Source organism: Bifidobacterium cuniculi, from assembly GCF_000741575.1.
Lineage (GTDB): Bacteria > Actinomycetota > Actinomycetes > Actinomycetales > Bifidobacteriaceae > Bifidobacterium > Bifidobacterium cuniculi.
Genome location: NZ_JGYV01000005.1, coordinates 19,777 through 37,507 on the forward strand (window position 1 = coordinate 19,777; position 17,731 = coordinate 37,507).

General features: G+C 65.5%; 14 protein-coding genes. 11 read left to right on the forward strand and 3 right to left on the reverse strand.

The window, feature by feature from the left end:
- Nucleotides 1-120: 120 nt before the first annotated feature.
- The 11 genes from BCUN_RS04200 to BCUN_RS04250 all read left to right on the forward strand — a co-directional run bounded on the left by BCUN_RS04200 (nucleotide 121) and on the right by BCUN_RS04250 (nucleotide 13,461).
- Nucleotides 121-1,383 carry an extracellular solute-binding protein gene (locus BCUN_RS04200; protein ID WP_033515693.1) on the forward strand — a complete coding sequence of 421 codons (1,263 nt, stop codon included), beginning with the start codon at nucleotides 121-123 and terminating at the stop codon, nucleotides 1,381-1,383.
- Nucleotides 1,384-1,678: 295 nt separating this feature from the next.
- Nucleotides 1,679-3,055, forward strand: coding sequence for a carbohydrate ABC transporter permease (locus BCUN_RS04205; RefSeq protein ID WP_033515695.1), 1,377 nt, complete (start codon nucleotides 1,679-1,681; stop codon nucleotides 3,053-3,055).
- A 38-nt stretch (nucleotides 3,056-3,093) separates the two neighbouring features.
- The gene (locus BCUN_RS04210) at nucleotides 3,094-3,948 is read left to right on the forward strand and encodes a sugar ABC transporter permease (protein WP_051920777.1); all 855 of its coding nucleotides are present in this window, start codon (nucleotides 3,094-3,096) and stop codon (nucleotides 3,946-3,948) included.
- A 4-nt stretch (nucleotides 3,949-3,952) separates the two neighbouring features.
- Complete coding sequence (gene pulA, locus BCUN_RS04215) at nucleotides 3,953-5,926, forward strand: type I pullulanase (RefSeq protein WP_033515699.1); 1,974 nt, start codon at nucleotides 3,953-3,955, stop codon at nucleotides 5,924-5,926.
- Nucleotides 5,923-6,669: an HAD family hydrolase gene (locus BCUN_RS04220; protein WP_033515701.1), complete on the forward strand. Its 747-nt coding sequence runs from the start codon at nucleotides 5,923-5,925 to the stop codon at nucleotides 6,667-6,669. Before pulA ends, BCUN_RS04220 begins: the two co-directional genes overlap by 4 nt.
- A gap of 14 nt (nucleotides 6,670-6,683) precedes the next feature.
- Nucleotides 6,684-7,475 (forward strand): TraX family protein, encoded by a 792-nt coding sequence (locus BCUN_RS04225; protein WP_033515704.1) that lies wholly within the window; start codon nucleotides 6,684-6,686, stop codon nucleotides 7,473-7,475.
- Nucleotides 7,476-7,526: 51 nt separating this feature from the next.
- Entirely contained in the window at nucleotides 7,527-8,573 is a 1,047-nt protein-coding gene (locus tag BCUN_RS04230) for a LacI family DNA-binding transcriptional regulator (protein ID WP_033515706.1), read from the forward strand.
- 655 nt (nucleotides 8,574-9,228) lie between these two features.
- On the forward strand, nucleotides 9,229-11,088 hold the full coding sequence (gene dnaK / locus BCUN_RS04235; protein WP_033515708.1) for a molecular chaperone DnaK: 1,860 nt from the start codon (nucleotides 9,229-9,231) through the stop codon (nucleotides 11,086-11,088).
- Entirely contained in the window at nucleotides 11,088-11,771 is a 684-nt protein-coding gene (gene grpE / locus BCUN_RS04240) for a nucleotide exchange factor GrpE (protein ID WP_033515710.1), read from the forward strand. Before dnaK ends, grpE begins: the two co-directional genes overlap by 1 nt.
- Nucleotides 11,772-11,875: 104 nt before the next feature.
- Nucleotides 11,876-12,919 (forward strand): DnaJ C-terminal domain-containing protein, encoded by a 1,044-nt coding sequence (locus BCUN_RS04245; RefSeq protein WP_033515712.1) that lies wholly within the window; start codon nucleotides 11,876-11,878, stop codon nucleotides 12,917-12,919.
- A 5-nt stretch (nucleotides 12,920-12,924) separates the two neighbouring features.
- On the forward strand, nucleotides 12,925-13,461 hold the full coding sequence (locus BCUN_RS04250; protein ID WP_033515713.1) for a heat shock protein transcriptional repressor HspR: 537 nt from the start codon (nucleotides 12,925-12,927) through the stop codon (nucleotides 13,459-13,461).
- A 284-nt stretch (nucleotides 13,462-13,745) separates the two neighbouring features.
- On the opposite strand, the gene BCUN_RS04255 is transcribed toward BCUN_RS04250, so the two are convergent.
- From BCUN_RS04255 to BCUN_RS04265, 3 genes are all read right to left on the reverse strand, one after another.
- On the reverse strand, nucleotides 13,746-14,687 hold the full coding sequence (locus BCUN_RS04255; RefSeq protein ID WP_034258397.1) for an ROK family protein: 942 nt from the start codon (nucleotides 14,685-14,687) through the stop codon (nucleotides 13,746-13,748).
- Between the two features lie 70 nt (nucleotides 14,688-14,757).
- On the reverse strand, nucleotides 14,758-15,891 hold the full coding sequence (locus BCUN_RS04260; RefSeq protein WP_033515717.1) for an ROK family protein: 1,134 nt from the start codon (nucleotides 15,889-15,891) through the stop codon (nucleotides 14,758-14,760).
- Between the two features lie 187 nt (nucleotides 15,892-16,078).
- Nucleotides 16,079-17,569, reverse strand: a complete 1,491-nt coding sequence (locus tag BCUN_RS04265; protein ID WP_033515719.1) for a right-handed parallel beta-helix repeat-containing protein — start codon at nucleotides 17,567-17,569, stop codon at nucleotides 16,079-16,081.
- Nucleotides 17,570-17,731: the final 162 nt, after the last annotated feature.

Here is a 17,731-nt window from a genome sequence, read left to right on the forward strand (position 1 = left end):
AAGAATCGTTGCACCGCAAGGGGTTCTGTGGGGTTTTCCGCAGGTTCCGATGGTGCGGGCGTGCGCATCGCTGAAGGAACTAGGAATGCAGCAATTGCGTTGATGGAAAGGAAAAGGTCAATGATGATCAATTGGAAGAAGGCAGTCGGCCTGACCGCGGCAGTCGCGATGCTCGTCCCGATGGCGGCATGCGGCGGCAACGATAACGCTGCGAGCGGAACCGGCTCTTCCAGCGGCAGCAACGAATCCCAGGAGGCCACGCTGACCGTCTGGGGCCCGGAGCAGGACCAGGATTGGCTCAAGGCCATGGAGGAGGCCTTCGAGAAGGCCAACCCGAACTACAAGGTCACGTGGAAGAACGCCACCGTCTCCGAGGGTGACGCCGCGAAGACCGTGCAGACCGACCCGTCTGCCGCCGCCGACGTCTACATGTTCGCCAACGACCAGCTCGGCACCTTGCAGAACCTCAACGCCATCGGCGAGGTGAGTGAGGACGTCGCCCAGCAGGTCAAGGACCAGAACGCCGAGACCCTGGTGCAGTCCGTGACCGGCACCGACGGCAAGATCTACGGCGTGCCCTACACCGGCAACACCTACTTCATGTACTACAACAAGGACAAGTTCTCCGAGGAGGACGTCAAGAACCTCGACACCATGCTCGAGAAGGGCAAGGTCGCCTACCCGCTGAGCGACTCCTGGTACATCCCGGCCTTCTACCTGGGCGCCGGCATGACCATGTTCGGCGCTAACGGCACCGACGCCGCCGCCGGCATCAAGTTCGGCGACAACGCCGACGCCGTGACCAAGTACCTTGTGGACATGGTCGCCAACCCGAACTTCACCAACGACGAGAACAACGCCGGCCTCTCCATGCTGACGGAAGGCTCCGTCGACGCGTACTTCTCCGGTTCCTGGGATTCCGCGGACCTCAAGAAGAAGCTGGGCGACAAGCTCGGTGCCGCCGAGATGCCGGCCTTCAAGGTGGACGGCAAGAACTACACCATGAAGTCCTTCGCCGGCTCCAAGGCCGTGGCCTTCAACCCGAACACCAAGGCTCCGGAAGTCGCCTCCAAGTTCGCCGCCTACCTCGGCTCCGAGGAGGCCCAGACCAAGCACTGGGAGATGCGCCAGATCATCCCGTCCGACAAGAACCTCACGGATCTCGACGGCATGGCTGACGACCCGGCCGTGAAGGCCCAGGCCGCCACCCTGGAGAAGACCTCCGTGGTCCAGCCGACCATCGCCGCGATGAACGCCTGGTGGACCCCGGCCGAGACCTTCGGCAAGGCCCTCGTGTCCAAGGACGTGAACGCCGACAACTACCAGCAGAAGACCCAGGACTGGGCTGACTCCGTCGCCAAGGACGTCAAGGCCCAGAGCTGAGCCAACGCCCGCACGGGCGCAGCCTGAAGTAGACAATTCAACCCCATGTGTGCGGAGAGCCTCGGATCCTGAGCTTTCCGCACACCTCATGTTCAGGGTCCACCAAGGGGCGTCCCGCCCCGCTGGCAGGTGCCGCCCGGTCGTTCTCGTGGCCGGGCCCGGCACCTCCCCACACCGCACCGCCGCGACGCCGCGGGAGGTGCGGGCCGGAGCGGACTATCCACGAATACATCTGTGAATCAACGAAGAGAGGCGGTAAGGGTTCATGAGCACCGTAACCCTTTCACAACGAGAGATGAAACGCCGCCGGAAACTGGGCGCAGACTATGTGGCTCCCTCGCCATATACGCTGAAGAACGCACTCGAGAAGGGTGACCTCTTCACCAAGCTGTCCATCGTCGTTTTCGGTCTCGGCAATTTCGTCCACAAGCAGTATCTCAAGGGCCTGATTTTCCTGGCCAGCGAGGTGCTCTTCATCATCTTCATGGCCACGGCGGGCGTGAAGAACCTGTCCTTGCTGCCCTCCCTGGGCGGCCGTGAGGCTTCCAGCGGCTGGGTCGACGGCAAGTACGTCCACATCGCCGGCGACAACTCGGTCATCATCCTGCTGTACGGCGTGTGCACGGTCGTGCTGTGCATCGCCTTCGTGCTGTGGTGGAGCCTCGTGATCCGCTCCGCCTACAAGGCGCAGGTCCTGGGCGGCGGCAAGGACCGCCGCGCGCCGTCCTTCATGGACGACATCCACACCCTGCTCGACGCCAAGGCGAACCAGCTGCTGCTGTTCCTGCCCCTGGCCGGCATCCTCATCTTCACGGTGCTGCCGCTGATCTTCATGATCTCCATGGCCTTCACCAGCTACGACCACAACCATCTGGTGATCTTCAAGTGGGTCGGCCTGGAGAACTTCAAGGCGGTCTTCTCGAACTCCGGTTCCATCGTCTCCGGACGCCTCTTCCTCTCGGTCCTCCTGTGGACCCTCGTGTGGGCGTTCTTCGCGACCTTCCTGAACTTCTTCTGCGGTCTGTTCCTGGCCATGGTGATCAACCGCAAGACCACCTACGGCAAGAACGTGTGGCGTGCCATCTTCTCGATGTCCATCGCCGTGCCGCAGTTCGTCTCCCTGCTGGTCATGCACCAGATGCTCCAGCCGAGCGGCGCCATCAACCGCCTGCTCATGAACTGGGGTTGGATCGACCAGGCGCTGCCGTTCTTCACGAACGCGACCTGGGCCCGCGTGACCGTCATCATCATCAACCTGTGGGTCGGCATCCCGTACACCATCATGCAGGTGACGGGCATCCTGCAGAACATCCCGGCGGAGCTGTACGAAGCCGCGAAGATCGACGGCGCCAACTGGTGGCAGACCTTCACGAAGATCACCATGCCGTACATCTTCTTCGTGCTCACGCCGTACCTGATCACGACCTTCACCGGCAACGTGAACAACTTCAACGTCATCTACCTGCTGACCCGCGGTGACCCGGGCGTCGTCGGCGAATCCGCCGGCAAGACCGATTTGCTCATCACGTGGCTCTACAAGCTCACGGTGGACCGCAGCGACTACAACCTCGGCGCCGTCATCGGCATCATGACCTTCATCGTGCTTGCCGTCGTCTCGCTGATCACGTACCGCAACAGCGGTTCCTACAAGAATGAGGAGGGATTCCGGTGAGTAAGCACACCCAGTCCAAGCCCGAGAGCCAAAGTCTCATGCACGACCAGCGCAAGCGCCGTATCGTGGCCGATGTGGCCACCTACGTCCTGCTGGGCGTCCTGGCCGTGGTCTGGCTCTTCCCGATCGTGTGGATCTTCCTGGAGAGCTTCAACAAGAACCCCGCGCCGTACCAGAACACGTTCTTCCCGACGCAGTTCTCCTTCGACAACTACACCGGCCTGTTCACCCAGCGCAACGTGCTCGACTTCCCGCGCATGTTCATGAACACCTTCATCATCGCCATCTTCGTGTGCCTGATTTCCGTGTTCTTCGTGCTGTCCGTGGCCTACGTCATGTCCCGCATGCGTTTCCGCGGCCGCCGCGCCTTCATGAACTTCGTGCTCATCATCGGCATGTTCCCGGGCATCATGTCTGTCGTGGCCATCTACTTCATCCTCAAGGCCATGGGCCTGACCTCGGACGGCATGACCACCCTGGCCCTGATCCTGGTCTACTCCGCCGGCACCGGCGCGGGCTTCTACGTGATGAAGGGCTACATGGACACCATCCCGACCTCGCTCGACGAGGCCGCCATGCTCGACGGGTGCACACGCTGGCAGGTGTTCACGAAGATCATCATCCCGATCTCCCGCCCGATGATCGTGTACCAGGCCATCGTCGGCTTCCTGACCCCGTGGCTCGACTTCGTCATGGCGAAGGTCATCGCCCGTACGCAGGACAACTACACTGCCTCCCTGGGCCTGTGGCTGATGCTCGACAAGGAGTACATCAACAACTGGTTCGGCCGCTTCGCAGCCGCATCGGTGATCATCTCCATCCCGATCGCCATCCTGTTCATCGTCATGCAGCGCTTCTACCAGGAGTCCATGGCCGGATCCGTGAAGGGCTAAAGACATGATCCAGGCATTCGAGCCCCTGTCCGCTGGACTGGAGCCGGGTGTCGCAGAACCGTTCCCGCTTTGCCTGGAACGTGAACTGGGTGCCGTGGTTTCTCAATCCGGCACCCAGTTCGCTCTCTGGGCACCGTCGGCGCGCTCTGTGACCCTGCGTCTCTTCAGCCGCGGCAGCGACGGGGAAACCGGCGCGCAGGACCTGGCCGCCGTGGTCATGGACCGTCAGTACGACGGCGCATGGACCGCGCACTTCGACGAGGACCTGCATGGCACCTACTACGACTACCTCGTGGACTTCGAGGACGGACGGCAGTTCCGTTCCGCCGACCCATGGGCCCGCGCGGCGGGCGTCAACGGCCAGCGCAGCATGGTCGTCGACCTGACGCGCACCGACCCGGCCGGCTGGGACGGCGACCGCCGCCCGGACACCTCGCTGAGCGAGACCATGGTCTGGGAGGCGCACGTCGGCAGCTTCAGCAACGGTCCCCACGGCGGTTTCCCCAAGGAACACCGCGGCAAGTACCTGGCGTTCACCGACACCGACACGAGCCTCGACGGGCGCGGCGACTTCCCGACGGGCGTCGCCTACCTCAAGCGTCTCGGCATCACCGCCGTGCAGCTGCTGCCCTTCTACGACTACGGTTCCGTGGACGAGTCCGACCCGCGCCAGTTCAACTGGGGCTACGACCCGCTCAACTACAACGTGCCGGAAGGCTCGTTCTCCACGGACCCGTACGACGGCGCCAGCCGCATCGTCGAGTGCAAGCGCATGGTGCAGTCCCTGCATGCCAACGGCTTCAAGGTAATCATGGACGTGGTGTACAACCACATGTACTCCGCGGACAACTGGTTCGAACGCACCGTGCCCGGCTACTTCATGCGCCGCAACGACGACGGCACCCTGTCCAACGGCTCCGGCTGCGGCGACGACATGGCCACGGAACGCGAGATGTTCCGCCGCTTCATCGTCGAGTCGGTGACCTACTGGGCGCGCGAATACCACATCGACGGCTTCCGCTTCGACCTCATGGGCCTGATCGACGTGGAAACCATGAACGCCATCCGCGCATCCCTCGACGCCCTGCCCGGCGGCGAGTCGATCATCATGTACGGCGAGCCGTGGGCGGCCGGTCCCTCCACGACGCTGGCGGGCACCGAGCTGGCCGACAAGGCCGGACTGGCCCTCCTCGACTCGCGCATCGGCCACTTCTGCGACCGCACGCGCGACGCCATCAAGGGCCACGTCTTCTATCCGGAGTTCAAGGGCTACGTGAACGGCGACGCGCCGTCGAACAAGCCGCTCATCGAGCTGGCCGTCGACGCATGGCGCGCCGCCGAACCCAGCGAAGGCAACGCCGGCCAGGTGGTGCAGTACGTCTCCGCGCACGACGACCTGACGCTGTGGGACAAGCTGAGCCTGAGCATGTTCGGCTCCGACCCCGCCCAGCTGAGCGACATCTACGAGGCGATCGACGGCCCGGACACCGAACGCGTGCTCCAGGCGAACATGCTCGCCGCGGGCATCATCTACACCGCCGCCGGCATCCCCTTCATGCTCTCCGGCGAGGAGTTCGGCAAGACCAAGCACGGCAACGACAACTCCTTCGCCTCCGGCAAGTGGGTGAACCAGGTCAACTGGGTGCGCGCCTCGCGCATGACGCCGCTGCTCGACTACTACCGCGCGCTCATCGCCCTGCGCCGCGCCCACCCGGGCTGGTTCGACGCCACGCATGTCCCGCTCGATGCGCCCGGCGACACCGTCGCCTACCGCATCGACGACTGCGTCGTGCTCATCAACCCCGACGGGCAGGACCACACGCTGGCGATCGACGGCAGCTGGACCTGCCTGCTCGACTCGCGCACCTTTGAAGGCGTCGCCGGCGCCTCCGACGGTGCAGCGGCGGACGGCGAACTGCCCATGCCCGCACTGTCGCTGTCCATCTGGCAGCAGGCCGGGGAGGACACCAAGCGATGAAGTACTCGACCGTGTTCTTCGACCTGTATGGCACACTGGCGGACATCCACACCGACGAGGACTCGGCGGCCGCCTGGACGGCACTGCGCATCGCGCTGTACCGCCACGGCGCCGACTTCGCGACGAACGCGCGCCTGCGCGACGCGTTCCGCCGCGAAGTGACCCGCGCGAACGCCCTGCGCGCGCAGGGCGAGTGGTTCGAGCCGGACTACCTGCCCGCATACCGCGCGTTGTTCGAGGACTGCTGGGTCGACGCGACGAACGACGACGCGCGGGACGTCGCCTGGACCTTCCGCCGCGCCAGCACGCAGAAGCTCAGGCTCTTCGACGGTGCCCGCGAGCTGCTGGACACGCTGCGCGACGAAGGTCGCCAGGTCGTCCTTGTCAGCAACGCGCAAAGCTGTTATACGCGTCCCGAGCTCGAGTTGCTCGGGCTCGACGACGCCTTCGACCACCTGCTCATCTCCAGTGACGAGGGCGTGCGCAAACCGTCGGTCGAGCTGTTCCGCCGCGCGCTGATCCGCGCCGACGCCGAATCCGAGCACACGCTCATGGTCGGCAACGACGAGACCAGCGACATCTTCGGTGCCGCGCATGCCGGCATCGACGCCGCCTACCTGCACACCGACGAGAACACCGGCGGCAAGGTCGCACCGCAGGCCGTGCGCTCCTTCGAGGGCGCCGACTACCGCGGACTGCTCGAATTCATCCACGCTGCCGACCGCGCAGCGGAACGCGCCTGATTGGGGGGATTGCCTTGGCCAACGAGTACGAACGAAGACTGGAAGAGAAGCGCGAGACGAAACGCCAACGCCGTGCCAGGGACCGCGGTGTCGGCAACCTGTCGAACTTCCGCCTCAAGGTGATCGGCGCCGTCCTGCTGTTCGTCGGCGCGGCGAGCACGACCATCGTGCCGCTGTTCCTCGGCGTGCCCACCGACGAGAACATGGTCGGCCTGACCGGCGCCGTGCTGTGCGAGGTCGTCTCCTGGGCCGCCGTGCCGATCTACGCATGGCTGCTGTACTCCGGCTTCGACCACACCCACAGCCAGCTGCTGTACGCCGTGCAGCTGCTGGTGCTCGCGCTGGTGTGCGAAGTGCCCTACGACATCTGCAACACGCACGCCATGATTGACTTCAGCTCGCAGAACCCGGTGTGGGGACTGCTCATCGCGCTGATCGTCGTCATGCTGCTCGACGCCATCCGCGACTACCCGACCGGCGCCAAGGTCGTGCTCGGCATCCTCGTCATCCTCGTCGGACTGGCGTGGAGCTACCTGTTCCGCATCGGGCAGACCGGCCTGCTGATGAACATCGGCATGCTCACCCTCGGCTTCGTGGTCATCTTCTACTATCTGGACGGCCGCGAGAACAGCATGCTGTTCACCGCGGGCGCGCTGGGTGCGGTCTGCCTGATCGCCCCTGGCATTGGCGTGGCCGTCCTCCACTACCGCAACGACGAGCTCGGCTACGGGCATGCGTGGGACAAATGGGTGTTCTACTGCATCTACCCGGTGGTGCTCGCCGTCTGCGCGCTCATCGTCATCTGAACCGTCCCCCGAAAACCCACAACCGAGAGTAAACACAGAGAAGCGGTCATCGTGCACAAGCAAGGCATACGCGACGTCGCGCAGTTGGCTGGCGTGTCGATTTCCACGGTATCCAGGGCGTTCACGCGCCCCGACCTGGTGTCGCCGAAGACGCGCGAGAAGGTCATGACGGCCGCCAACCAGCTCGACTTCAACATCTCCCGCTCGGCGACGGCGCTGAAGTCGGGACAGACCTTCCGCGTGGCGCTGCTCATGAACCAGGAGGTGACCAGCTGGTTCAACGCGCAGGTCTTCGCCGGCCTCGAGTCCGTGCTGCACGCGCAGGGCTACGACATCTCCCTGTTCCAGCACATCGACGACGCCAAGAACCGCGAGTCGTTCTTCACCGACCTGCCGGTGCTGCGCAACGTCGACGCCGTCTTCGTGGCGTCCTTCGCCATCGAGCCGGAGGAAGTCGACGCGCTGCGGCGCACCCGCGTGCCGATCATCGGCATCAACACGCCCAACATCGACGCTTTCGACGCCTCCGTGTGCATCGACGACGAGGGCGGCATGTTCAAGGCGGCCCAGCACATGATCAACCTGGGCCACAAGCGCATCGTCTACACCTGCTCCGCGCCCGAGGAGTCGCTGGTATCCTCCATCGACGCCCGCGGCCGCGGCTTCGTGCGCGCCTGCACCGCCGCCGCCGAGAAGGACCCGGACCTGCACTGGAAGGTGCTGTCCGTGCCGCGCGGCCGTGACTTCGCCGATTCCGCGCTCGCCGCCGTGCTCTCCGAGGAGGAGTTCCCGGACGCGATCTGCTGCCAGATGGACATGATGGCGATCCCGCTCATGCTCAAGATGCAGCGCCACGGCTACTACACGCCGCGCGACTACTCGATCATCGGCTTCGACGACGCCAACTACGCCGACACCGTGGACCTGACCACCATGCGGCAGGACCCCTACGCCATGGGCGCGTCCGCGGCCCGCAAGGGCCTCGCGCTGCTGCACGGCGAGGAACTCAAGGAGGCGCATTCGGTCATCGAGCCGAGGCTGATCCTGAGGGGCACCGACGCGAGGAGGAACCCGGACCAGCCGCTGGTGCGCGGGTAGGAAATCTCCCGTTGTTCCGTGACGTTTCCGGGGCCTTGCCCGGAAACGTCACGGAACAACGAGAGATCCCAGGAGAGGTCACGGGCGGACGATCGAGGGGATGACCAAGGCGGCGCACCCATGACGGGAAGTCCGTCGCTCTGCGGGCAATGCAGCCTGCAACGACGATGAAGCAGCGGTTCATGCTCCCGTGGCCATCGTCTCCCGGCGAGGGAGAAAAACGGGGGGCGCCTCGATCGACCTGCACAAGACCGACGGCGATGACGGCCATGCAATCGGGCCCCGCTTCGACCTGTACACATGGACGTGCGAGGACAAGGACGGAACCCGGGGGCTGCGCGTTCAGGCTTCAGGGCAAGGACCGGGAAGGAAGGGACAAAAGAAGTACGAATGCACTACTCGTCACGGCTGGGGATTTGCTGGGAAGGGGCTTCCCAGGGGCTGGAGGGGGCTTGAGACGACTGGAATTCCGACGATTCCGTGTTTTTCCAAAAAATCTTCTGCACAGGGAATAATATCGGCTTGCACAGAGTTGAGTGATGTAGGCTCAAGTTTCAGAAGGTTCGGAAAGGGCAACGGGTGCACGGCATCCGGCGCCGCCTGACGGAACCGGAGCGAACAACGTAACAAGCATCCAACCAAAGGAGATATAAGTATGGGACGTGCAGTCGGTATTGATCTGGGTACCACCAATTCCTGCATCGCGACGCTGGAAGGTGGTGAGCCGACCGTCATCGTGAACGCCGAGGGCTCGCGCACCACGCCGTCGGTCGTGGCATTCAGCAAGTCCGGCGAGATTCTCGTCGGCGAAGTCGCCAAGCGCCAGGCGGTCACCAACGTCGACCGCACCATCAGCTCGGTCAAGCGCCACATGGGCACTGACTGGACCGTCGACATCGACGGCAAGGAGTGGACGCCGCAGGAGATCTCCGCGCAGATCCTCATGAAGCTCAAGCGCGACGCCGAGGCATACCTCGGCGAGCCGGTGACGGACGCCGTCATCACCTGCCCTGCGTACTTCAACGACGCGCAGCGCCAGGCCACCAAGGACGCCGGCACCATCGCGGGCCTCAACGTCCTGCGCATCATCAACGAGCCGACCGCGGCCGCACTGGCCTACGGCCTCGAGAAGGGCAAGGAAGACGAGCGCATCCTGGTCTTCGACCTCGGCGGCGGCACCTTCGACGTCTCCCTGCTGGAGATCGGCAAGGACGACGACGGCTTCTCCACCATCCAGGTCCAGGCGACCTCCGGCGACAACCACCTCGGTGGCGACGATTGGGACCAGCGCATCATCGACTGGCTCGTCGGCGAGGTCAAGAACAAGTACGGCGTGGACCTGAGCAAGGACAAGATCGCCCTGCAGCGCCTGAAGGAAGCCGCGGAGCAGGCCAAGAAGGAACTGTCCTCCTCCATGAGCACCACCATCAACATGCAGTACCTGGCCATGACGCCCGATGGCACCCCGGTGCACCTGGACGAGACGCTGACCCGTGCGCACTTCGAGGAAATGACCAAGGACCTGCTGGACCGCTGCCGCACGCCGTTCAACAACGTGCTGGCCGACGCCGGCATCTCCGTCTCCCAGATCGACCACGTGATCCTGGTCGGCGGCTCGACCCGTATGCCGGCCGTCAAGGAGCTCGTCAAGGAGCTCGACGGTGGCAAGGAGCCGAACCAGTCCGTGAACCCGGACGAGGTCGTGGCCATCGGCGCCGCCGTGCAGTCCGGCGTCATCAAGGGCGACCGCAAGGACGTCCTGCTCATCGACGTGACCCCGCTGTCCCTCGGCATCGAGACCAAGGGCGGCATCATGACGAAGCTCATCGAGCGCAACACCGCCATCCCGGCGAAGCGTTCCGAGATCTTCTCCACCGCCGAGGACAACCAGCCGTCCGTGCTCATCCAGGTCTACCAGGGCGAGCGTGAGTTCGCACGCGACAACAAGCCGCTGGGCACCTTCGAGCTGACCGGCATCGCACCGGCGCCGCGTGGCGTCCCGCAGATCGAGGTCACCTTCGACATCGACGCCAACGGCATCGTGCACGTCTCCGCCAAGGACAAGGGCACCGGCAAGGAGCAGTCCATGACGATCACCGGCGGCTCCGCACTGCCGAAGGACGAGATCGACCGCATGGTGCGCGACGCCGAGGCCCACGAAGCCGACGACAAGAAGCGCAAGGAGGAAGCCGAGACCCGCAACCAGGCCGAGGCCTTCGCCTACCAGACCGAGAAGCTCGTCAACGACAACAAGGACAAGCTGTCCGACGACGTGGCCAAGGAAGTCACCGACGCGGTCAACGAGCTGAAGGACGCGCTCAAGGGCGACGACATCGAGAAGATCAAGTCCGACCAGGAGAAGCTGATGACCGCGGCCCAGAAGATCGGCCAGGCGCTGTACGCGCAGCAGGGCGCCGAGGGCGCCGCTGCGGGCGAGCAGCCGGATTCCGGCAACGGTGGCGACGATGACGTGGTCGACGCCGAGGTCGTGGACGACGACAAGGACAACCAGTAATGGCTGAGTTCAACAAGGACGATTACCTGAACGACCTGCCCGACGCCGACGAGCTCGCCGACGGGCAGGCCGCCCCTGCGGCCGAGGAGATCCGTGACGACGCCGCCGAGGCCGAGGCCGCTGCGGCGACCGCGGAACAGGCAGCCGCCGACGCCGAGGCCCGGGCCAAGGCCGAGGAACAGGGCGATGCCAAGCAAGCCGAGCCCGAGGGCGAACAGCCCGAGGCCGACTCGGTGGACGGCACGCTCACCCCGCTTGGCCAGGCCAAGAAGGAGGCCGCCGAGTACCTCGAGGCCCTCCAGCGTGAGCGCGCGGAGTTCATCAACTACCGCAACCGCACGAAGAAGGACATGGAGCGTGCGCGCCAGCAGGGCATCATCGACGTGCTGACCGCGGAACTGCCTGCCTTGGACGACATCGACCGCATCCGTGAACACGGTGAGATGGACGACTCCTTCAAGGCCGTGGCAGCGAAGCTCGACAAGACCTTCGAGAAGTTCGGCGTGGAGAAGTTCGGCGTCAAGGGTGAGGATTTCGATCCGACCCGCCATGACGCGATCCTGCACAAGCCGGACCCGGAAGCCGACAAGGCGACCGTGGACACCGTGGTCGAGGCGGGCTACCGCATCGGCGACCGCGTGATTCGCGCCGCCCGTGTGGTCGTCGCCTCCCCGCAGGCGTAGCGACATCCCCGATGTAATGTGCAGTGGCCGTGGACCGCAGATGATTTACGGTTCGCGGCCACTGCTTTTCTGTTGTTTCTCAGGACCTCGAAAGGAGGCACAACATGGCTGAGAACGAATGGCTGAACAAAGACTTCTACAAGACCCTCGGTGTCTCCAAGGACGCCACCGAGAGCGAGATCACCAAGGCGTACCGCAAGCTGGCCCGCAAGTACCATCCGGACATCAACAAGACCAAGGAAGGCGAGGAGAAGTTCAAGGACATCTCCGAGGCCTATGACGTGCTCAAGGACAAGGATTCGCGCGAGAAGTACGACGCGATCCGCCAGTTCGGCATGGGCGGCGCACGCTTCGCGGGCGGCGCTTCCGGCGGCGGCTTCGACGGCGCCGACTTCTCCGACATCTTCGGTTCGATGTTCGGCGGCGGAGCGGGCGGCAACGGCTCGCACATCCGCTTCTCCACGAACGGTGGCGGCGCGTCCAACCTCAACGACATCTTCTCGATGTTCGGCGGCGGTGCCGGAGGCCAGGGCGGCTACGGCGGCTATGGCTACGACGACTACGGCGAGGGCGCCTACGCCGGCTACCGGCCGACGCATGCGCCGGAGGACGGCGGCGACCTCAACTCGAAGATCACGCTGACCTTCCGCCAGGCGGTCAAGGGCGCCACCGTCTCCCTCAAGGCAAACGGCAAGCAGTTCAAGACCCGCGTGCCCGCAGGCGTGAAGAACGGCCAGAAGATCAAGCTGGCCGGCAAGGGAAAGCCGGGCCAGCACGGCGGCAGGAACGGCGACATGTACCTGCAGCTCACCGTCACCGAGGACCCGAAGTTCTCCATGGACGGCGTCGACCTGGTGGTCGACCTGCCGATTACCGTCGGCCAGGCCGTCGATGGCGCCAAGGTCGAGATCAAGGACATGGACGGCGAGCCGGTCACCTTCAAGGTGCACGCCGGCGCATCCAGCGGCGACGAGGTGCGTGTCTCCGGCAAGGGCGTCAAGACGCCGCGCAAGACGGGCGACTTGGTCGGCCGCGTGCGCATCGTCGTGCCCAAGCATCCCAGCGGCAAGGAGAAGCACGCGGCCAAGGCCTTCGACGAGGCCTGCGGCGGCTTCGTCGACGACGTGGTGAAGATGCGTGAGGACTGATCGGCATGGCGCGCATGGCACAGCAGAAACGCAGGCTGTACGAGATGTGCGCGATGGCCATCGTCGAACGCCGCGCCGACCTTGACGGCGCGGCGCGCGTCGGTTTCGACATCGAACTGCCGATCCTCAGCGTGAGCCGGGCCGCCGAGATCACGGGCGTGCATCCGCAGACCCTGCGCCAGTACGACCGCATCGGCCTGGTGGTGCCCAAGCGCACGGAGGGCGGCGCGCGGCGGTATTCGCTGCGTGACGTCGACCATCTCCTGCAGGCGCAGCGCCTCAGCCAGGACGACGGCATCAACCTGAGCGGCGTGATGCGCATCCTCGACCTCGAGGAGCAGAACCGCGAACTGCGCCGCGAACTCGACCAGCTCAAGTACGACGGCATCTCCGTCTTCACCGCCGACGCCGCGGGCGGCATCACGCAGACGCGCCGGTCGAGGCGCGCCCGCCACTGGCGCCACCGCGACGACACGGACCGGCGTGCCCTGCCCGCAGGGGAGGAGAGCGCGTCGAAGTCGGTGGTGCTTTGGCGACGTTAGTCTCTCTGTTGCTGGCTCTTTGCGTTTTAGTGCGTAAGGGACGGGTGCCTTCAGGGATCCTGCACCAGCATCGTGATGGTTCCGGGACGGTGCGAGCCGTATGTGCCATACCGTTCCGGCGCCATGCGCCGCAGCCACTGGACATCGAGTAGAAAATGCAGGTTCAACCTGCGTTTTCCACTCGGCACCCGGGATGCGGGGCGTATCGAGCGGGGAGGAGACGTGAGCTCAGGGCCCCGCCTACACACAAACGCGAAGTGCCCCTTATAGCGAGGGGAGATCAATCAGGGGGCAACAAGGGCGGCACCTATGGCGCCCAGGGGGAGGGCGTCGGGGGCAAGGCGGAGATGGTCGGGGATGGCCAGGGAACGGATGAAAGGACTGGCGGAGGCGCGGTCGTGCAGTTCCCCACGCAGGGCGTCCAGCAGCGGCTGGCCGGTGCGTGCCATGCCGCCGCCCACGATGATGAGATCCGGGTCGACGGCCAGCGCCAGTACGTCGATGGCGTCGCAGATGGCGCGCACCACCGTACGCTTGGTGTCCACCGCCTCCGCATGCCGGGGCGAACGAGCATCGGCGGCGGCGCGCAGCAGTCCGGGCATGGGCGGCGAGTCGTAGGGCCACAGGCGCGTCACGGCGCCGCCGCTGCCCGCCGTCTCCAGGCAGCCGCGCTGGCCGCAGCCGCACGGCCAGCGGTGGCGTTCAACAGGGATGTGCCCGATTTCGCCGACGGTGTGGCGCGCGCCGTGGTCGAGCCGGCCGTCGCGCAGGATGCCGGCGGCCAGGCCGGTCCCCAGGTTGAGGAAGGCGACGACGTGCGCGTCGGCGGTGCCGAGCATGCGCGCAGCGCCGATGGCGGCGGCGTTGACGTCGTTCTCGACCTGCACCGGTAGCCCGGTACGTCGCGCGACGTCGCTGCCGAGGGCGACGGTGTCGACGCTGAGGTTAGCGATGTCCGAGACGTTGCCGCTGGCGACGTCCACCTTGCCGGGCGTGCCGATGCCGATGGACCGCGGCACGGCGCGGCCGTCGACGGCGTCGCGCAGGATGTCGCAGACGGCGGCGACATCCTCGACGAGGGCGTCCCGCCCCTGTCTCGCCGGCCGTTCGCCGGTGGCGAGGATGTCGACCGCGCCGTCAGGGTGTGTCACGACGGCGACGCCGCCGATGGTGGTGCCGCCGACGTCGATGCCGAGCAGGCATGCAGGCGGGGTGTGGGAGTGCATGGTGGCTCCTTGGTGGGGACGGCGGCGTCGTTGCCGCCGGGGAACGTGCATGGCCCGGTGGGCGCCGGACTCAGTGGGTTGCCGTGCCATCGGCAGTGCGGGTGCGGATGGTGGGGACCAGACGATGGATGACGGCGATGGCCTGTCCGCGCAGCGAGGCGTCCGACCCTACCTGACAGCGGTGGAGACGGGGGATGTGGTGGCTGGTGTGGGAGGTCATGGCCGAACTCAGTTCGCCGCGCATGCCGTTGAGGAAGGCTTCGCCGGCGATGTCGGCAGGGGCGTCGAGGGCGACGTCGCCGAGGTCGAGCAGGCCGAGGGAGACGGCCATGATGCGGCCCAGCATCTGGCCGGCGCCGGTGAGGATCTCGATCCTGGCGGCGGGGTCGGCGGCGATCTGCGCGTAGAGGTTGGTCGTGGACAGGTAGGCCTCCACGCAGCCGCGCTTGCCGCAGGCGCAGTCGGGACCGTTCGGGTCGACCACGACGTGCCCGATCTCGCCCGCCATGTAATGCTGGCCTTCCACGATCTCGCCGTTGACGCACAGGCTGGCGCCGACGCCGGCGCCGATGCGGATGAGCATGGAGTTGTCCGATCCCTCGCCGAAGTGGCGTTCGGCGAGGAGCGCGGCGTCCGTGGCGTTGCCGACGAGCACGGGCACCTGCAGGGCGTCCTCGAGGCGTTGGCGTGCGGGCAGGTCGTGCCAGCCGAGGTGGACGGCGTGGATGACGTTGCCGTCGGCGTCGACGATGCCGGGCACGGCGAGCCCGAGGCCGAGCACGGGGGCGTCGCCGGCCATGTCCATGAGCTGGCGGGAGAGGGCCGTCACGTCCTCGAAGTCGGCGCGTTCGGGGTCGTCGCTGGGGATCTCCGTACGGTCGACGATGCGGCCGCACAGGTCCACGACGGCGCCCTTGAGCACATACGGTTCGGACAGGTCAACCGACAGGACGCGCCAGTGTGCGGTGTCGATGGCGAGCACCTGGGAGCGCTTGCCGCGCCCGGTGCGGGTGTCCTCGCCGATCTCGCGGATGATGTGCTCGTCGAGCATTTCCCGCGTGACCTCGTTGGCCGCCATGCGCGACAGGCCCAGCTGGCGTCCCAGCTCGCTGCGGGAGATGCGCGCCGCGGGGAACAGCAGCCGGAAGGCGGCCATGATGTTGCGGGTGCGGATGTCTGCGGCGACGGTCTTGGTGGGGGACATGGCGTGCTCCTTCGCGTCCGTGGGGGTGCACCGCGGCGTATGCTGGTCCGTGTGTGCAGGACATGGGCAGTGGCATGGGTGCAGATGCAAATGTCAGCGAGTCAAACAATTGATTTCATTCTGATGAACCCAATGATACCATGCTTTTGACGACTTTCTCCGAGGGGGTAGTGGTTGAATATGTCAACTATCCGTCCATGATTGTGCCTTCTCGGTCGTCGTCGGGTATCGTGGCGAATCCGACGTAGGTGTTGCCGCGCCAGGCCACGTGTGAGCCGGCGGGGTGCCAGTCGGTCGCCAGCGGCCGGCCGCCTTTGGCGACGAAGATGTTGCCTTCCACGGCGGCTGCGCCGTCCGCGCGGTCGAGTCGCAGCGGGTGCGCGCCGTCGGCGAGGACGAAGACGTTGCCGCGCACCGTGGCGTCGGGGTTGTGCGGGATGTCGATGGCGCCCATGTGGTCGCCGACGGCCACGTTGTGTTCGAAGACGGACCGCACGGCGCACTCGTTGCAGAACATCACGGTGCCACCGGAGTTGCCTTCCGAGTAGTTGTGCCGATAGACGGTGCCGTCGCCGAAGTCGGCGTCCCATGCTTGACCGTCACCGTTGCCGCGGTCGGCGTTGCGCGTGCGGCAGGCGACGTTGCGTTCGAAGAGCGCGTCCTTGCAGCGCCAGGGCCAGATGGCGGCCGCCACGCGGTCGGCGTCGGTCGCCATGTATACGTCGTCGCGGATGAACCAGGCGGCGTCTTTCGCGGTATTGGCGCGTACGACCGGCCGTAGGCAGTACATCACGGTGATCGCATCGCCGCCGGCGCGCGTCACCGTGTTGTGTTCGACGATCACGTCGGTTGCCCCGTAATGGGCGAGCATGTTGTCGTCGATGCGGCCGTCGCCGTAGTCGAATTCATTGAGGAAGCCGCCATGGCCGTCGGGCGTTGCGCGGTCGATGAAGGCAAGGTACGCGGTATAGCCGACGGCGATGCCCCAGCGGGTGGTGCGCTCCACGGTGTTGTGGGCGATGCGCACGTGCTCGAAGCGGGCGACAGGTGCATCGGCGGGATTGCGCTCGGCGGGGAAGTGGGCATTGCAGTAGATGCCGCCGTTGGCCAGGTGTTTGTCGTAGATGTTGCCCTCTACGTCGTGAACGTGAAGCCGCTCGAGCGTGACGTGCGAGACGGTGCCGCGCTCCTGGGCGATGACGGCCACGCCGGTGCGGTCCCGGGCGTCGCGGTCGTTGAAGGCGGGCGTTTCGCCCGGCTTGCGACGGTTGGACAGTTCCAGGTCGTACACTTCGACGTAGGAAGTGTCCATGAGGAGGAGGGCAGTGGAGATTTCACCCTTATGCCGGTGCGGCGCGCCGCCGATCGGCGCGCCGTAGTCCTCGTGCCACAGGCCCGCGCCGTCACAGGCGATGTGCGGGGGAGGCAGGGTGGGGTCGCCGTAGTCGTCGATGGTGACGGGATGCCCCTGCGTGCCGCCGTCATGCAGATGCAGGGCTTCGTTGTTCCACGTGGAACCACGTTCGAGACGGATGCCGTCGCCGGGGTCCAGCCGGACGTCGGCGAGGCGGCCGAGCGTGCGCCATGGGCGGTCGGGGGAAGTGCCGTCGTTGTCGTCGCTGCCGTATGCTGCCGAGAGGTAGTACAGGGTCATGATTCGCTCCGCATTGAGTGTCATGGGGTGGATGCCTTTCATCATAGCGAATAATCGTCACCATGATAATCAATAGCGAAACGCCGTAGAAGCGTTGAAATCATTAGAATCTGATGTCTGATATCGCTGTGGGCGAAGAATAAAAGTAATCGAAATTGACAATTGTTTCCCGGACAGTTAGAGTGA

Bases quoted from the DNA above. Each gene is read 5' to 3' on its own strand.
- BCUN_RS04200 (WP_033515693.1), top strand. From the start codon at position 121: ATGATGATCAATTGGAAGAAGGCAGTCGGCCTGACCGCGGCAGTCGCG.
- BCUN_RS04205 (WP_033515695.1), top strand. From the start codon at position 1,679: ATGAAACGCCGCCGGAAACTGGGCGCAGACTATGTGGCTCCCTCGCCA.
- BCUN_RS04210 (WP_051920777.1), top strand. From the start codon at position 3,094: ATGCACGACCAGCGCAAGCGCCGTATCGTGGCCGATGTGGCCACCTAC.
- pulA (WP_033515699.1), top strand. From the start codon at position 3,953: ATGATCCAGGCATTCGAGCCCCTGTCCGCTGGACTGGAGCCGGGTGTC.
- BCUN_RS04220 (WP_033515701.1), top strand. From the start codon at position 5,923: ATGAAGTACTCGACCGTGTTCTTCGACCTGTATGGCACACTGGCGGAC.
- dnaK (WP_033515708.1), top strand. From the start codon at position 9,229: ATGGGACGTGCAGTCGGTATTGATCTGGGTACCACCAATTCCTGCATC.
- grpE (WP_033515710.1), top strand. From the start codon at position 11,088: ATGGCTGAGTTCAACAAGGACGATTACCTGAACGACCTGCCCGACGCC.
- BCUN_RS04245 (WP_033515712.1), top strand. From the start codon at position 11,876: ATGGCTGAGAACGAATGGCTGAACAAAGACTTCTACAAGACCCTCGGT.
- BCUN_RS04250 (WP_033515713.1), top strand. From the start codon at position 12,925: ATGGCGCGCATGGCACAGCAGAAACGCAGGCTGTACGAGATGTGCGCG.
- BCUN_RS04255 (WP_034258397.1), bottom strand. From the start codon at position 14,687: ATGCACTCCCACACCCCGCCTGCATGCCTGCTCGGCATCGACGTCGGC.
- BCUN_RS04260 (WP_033515717.1), bottom strand. From the start codon at position 15,891: ATGTCCCCCACCAAGACCGTCGCCGCAGACATCCGCACCCGCAACATC.
- BCUN_RS04265 (WP_033515719.1), bottom strand. From the start codon at position 17,569: ATGACACTCAATGCGGAGCGAATCATGACCCTGTACTACCTCTCGGCA.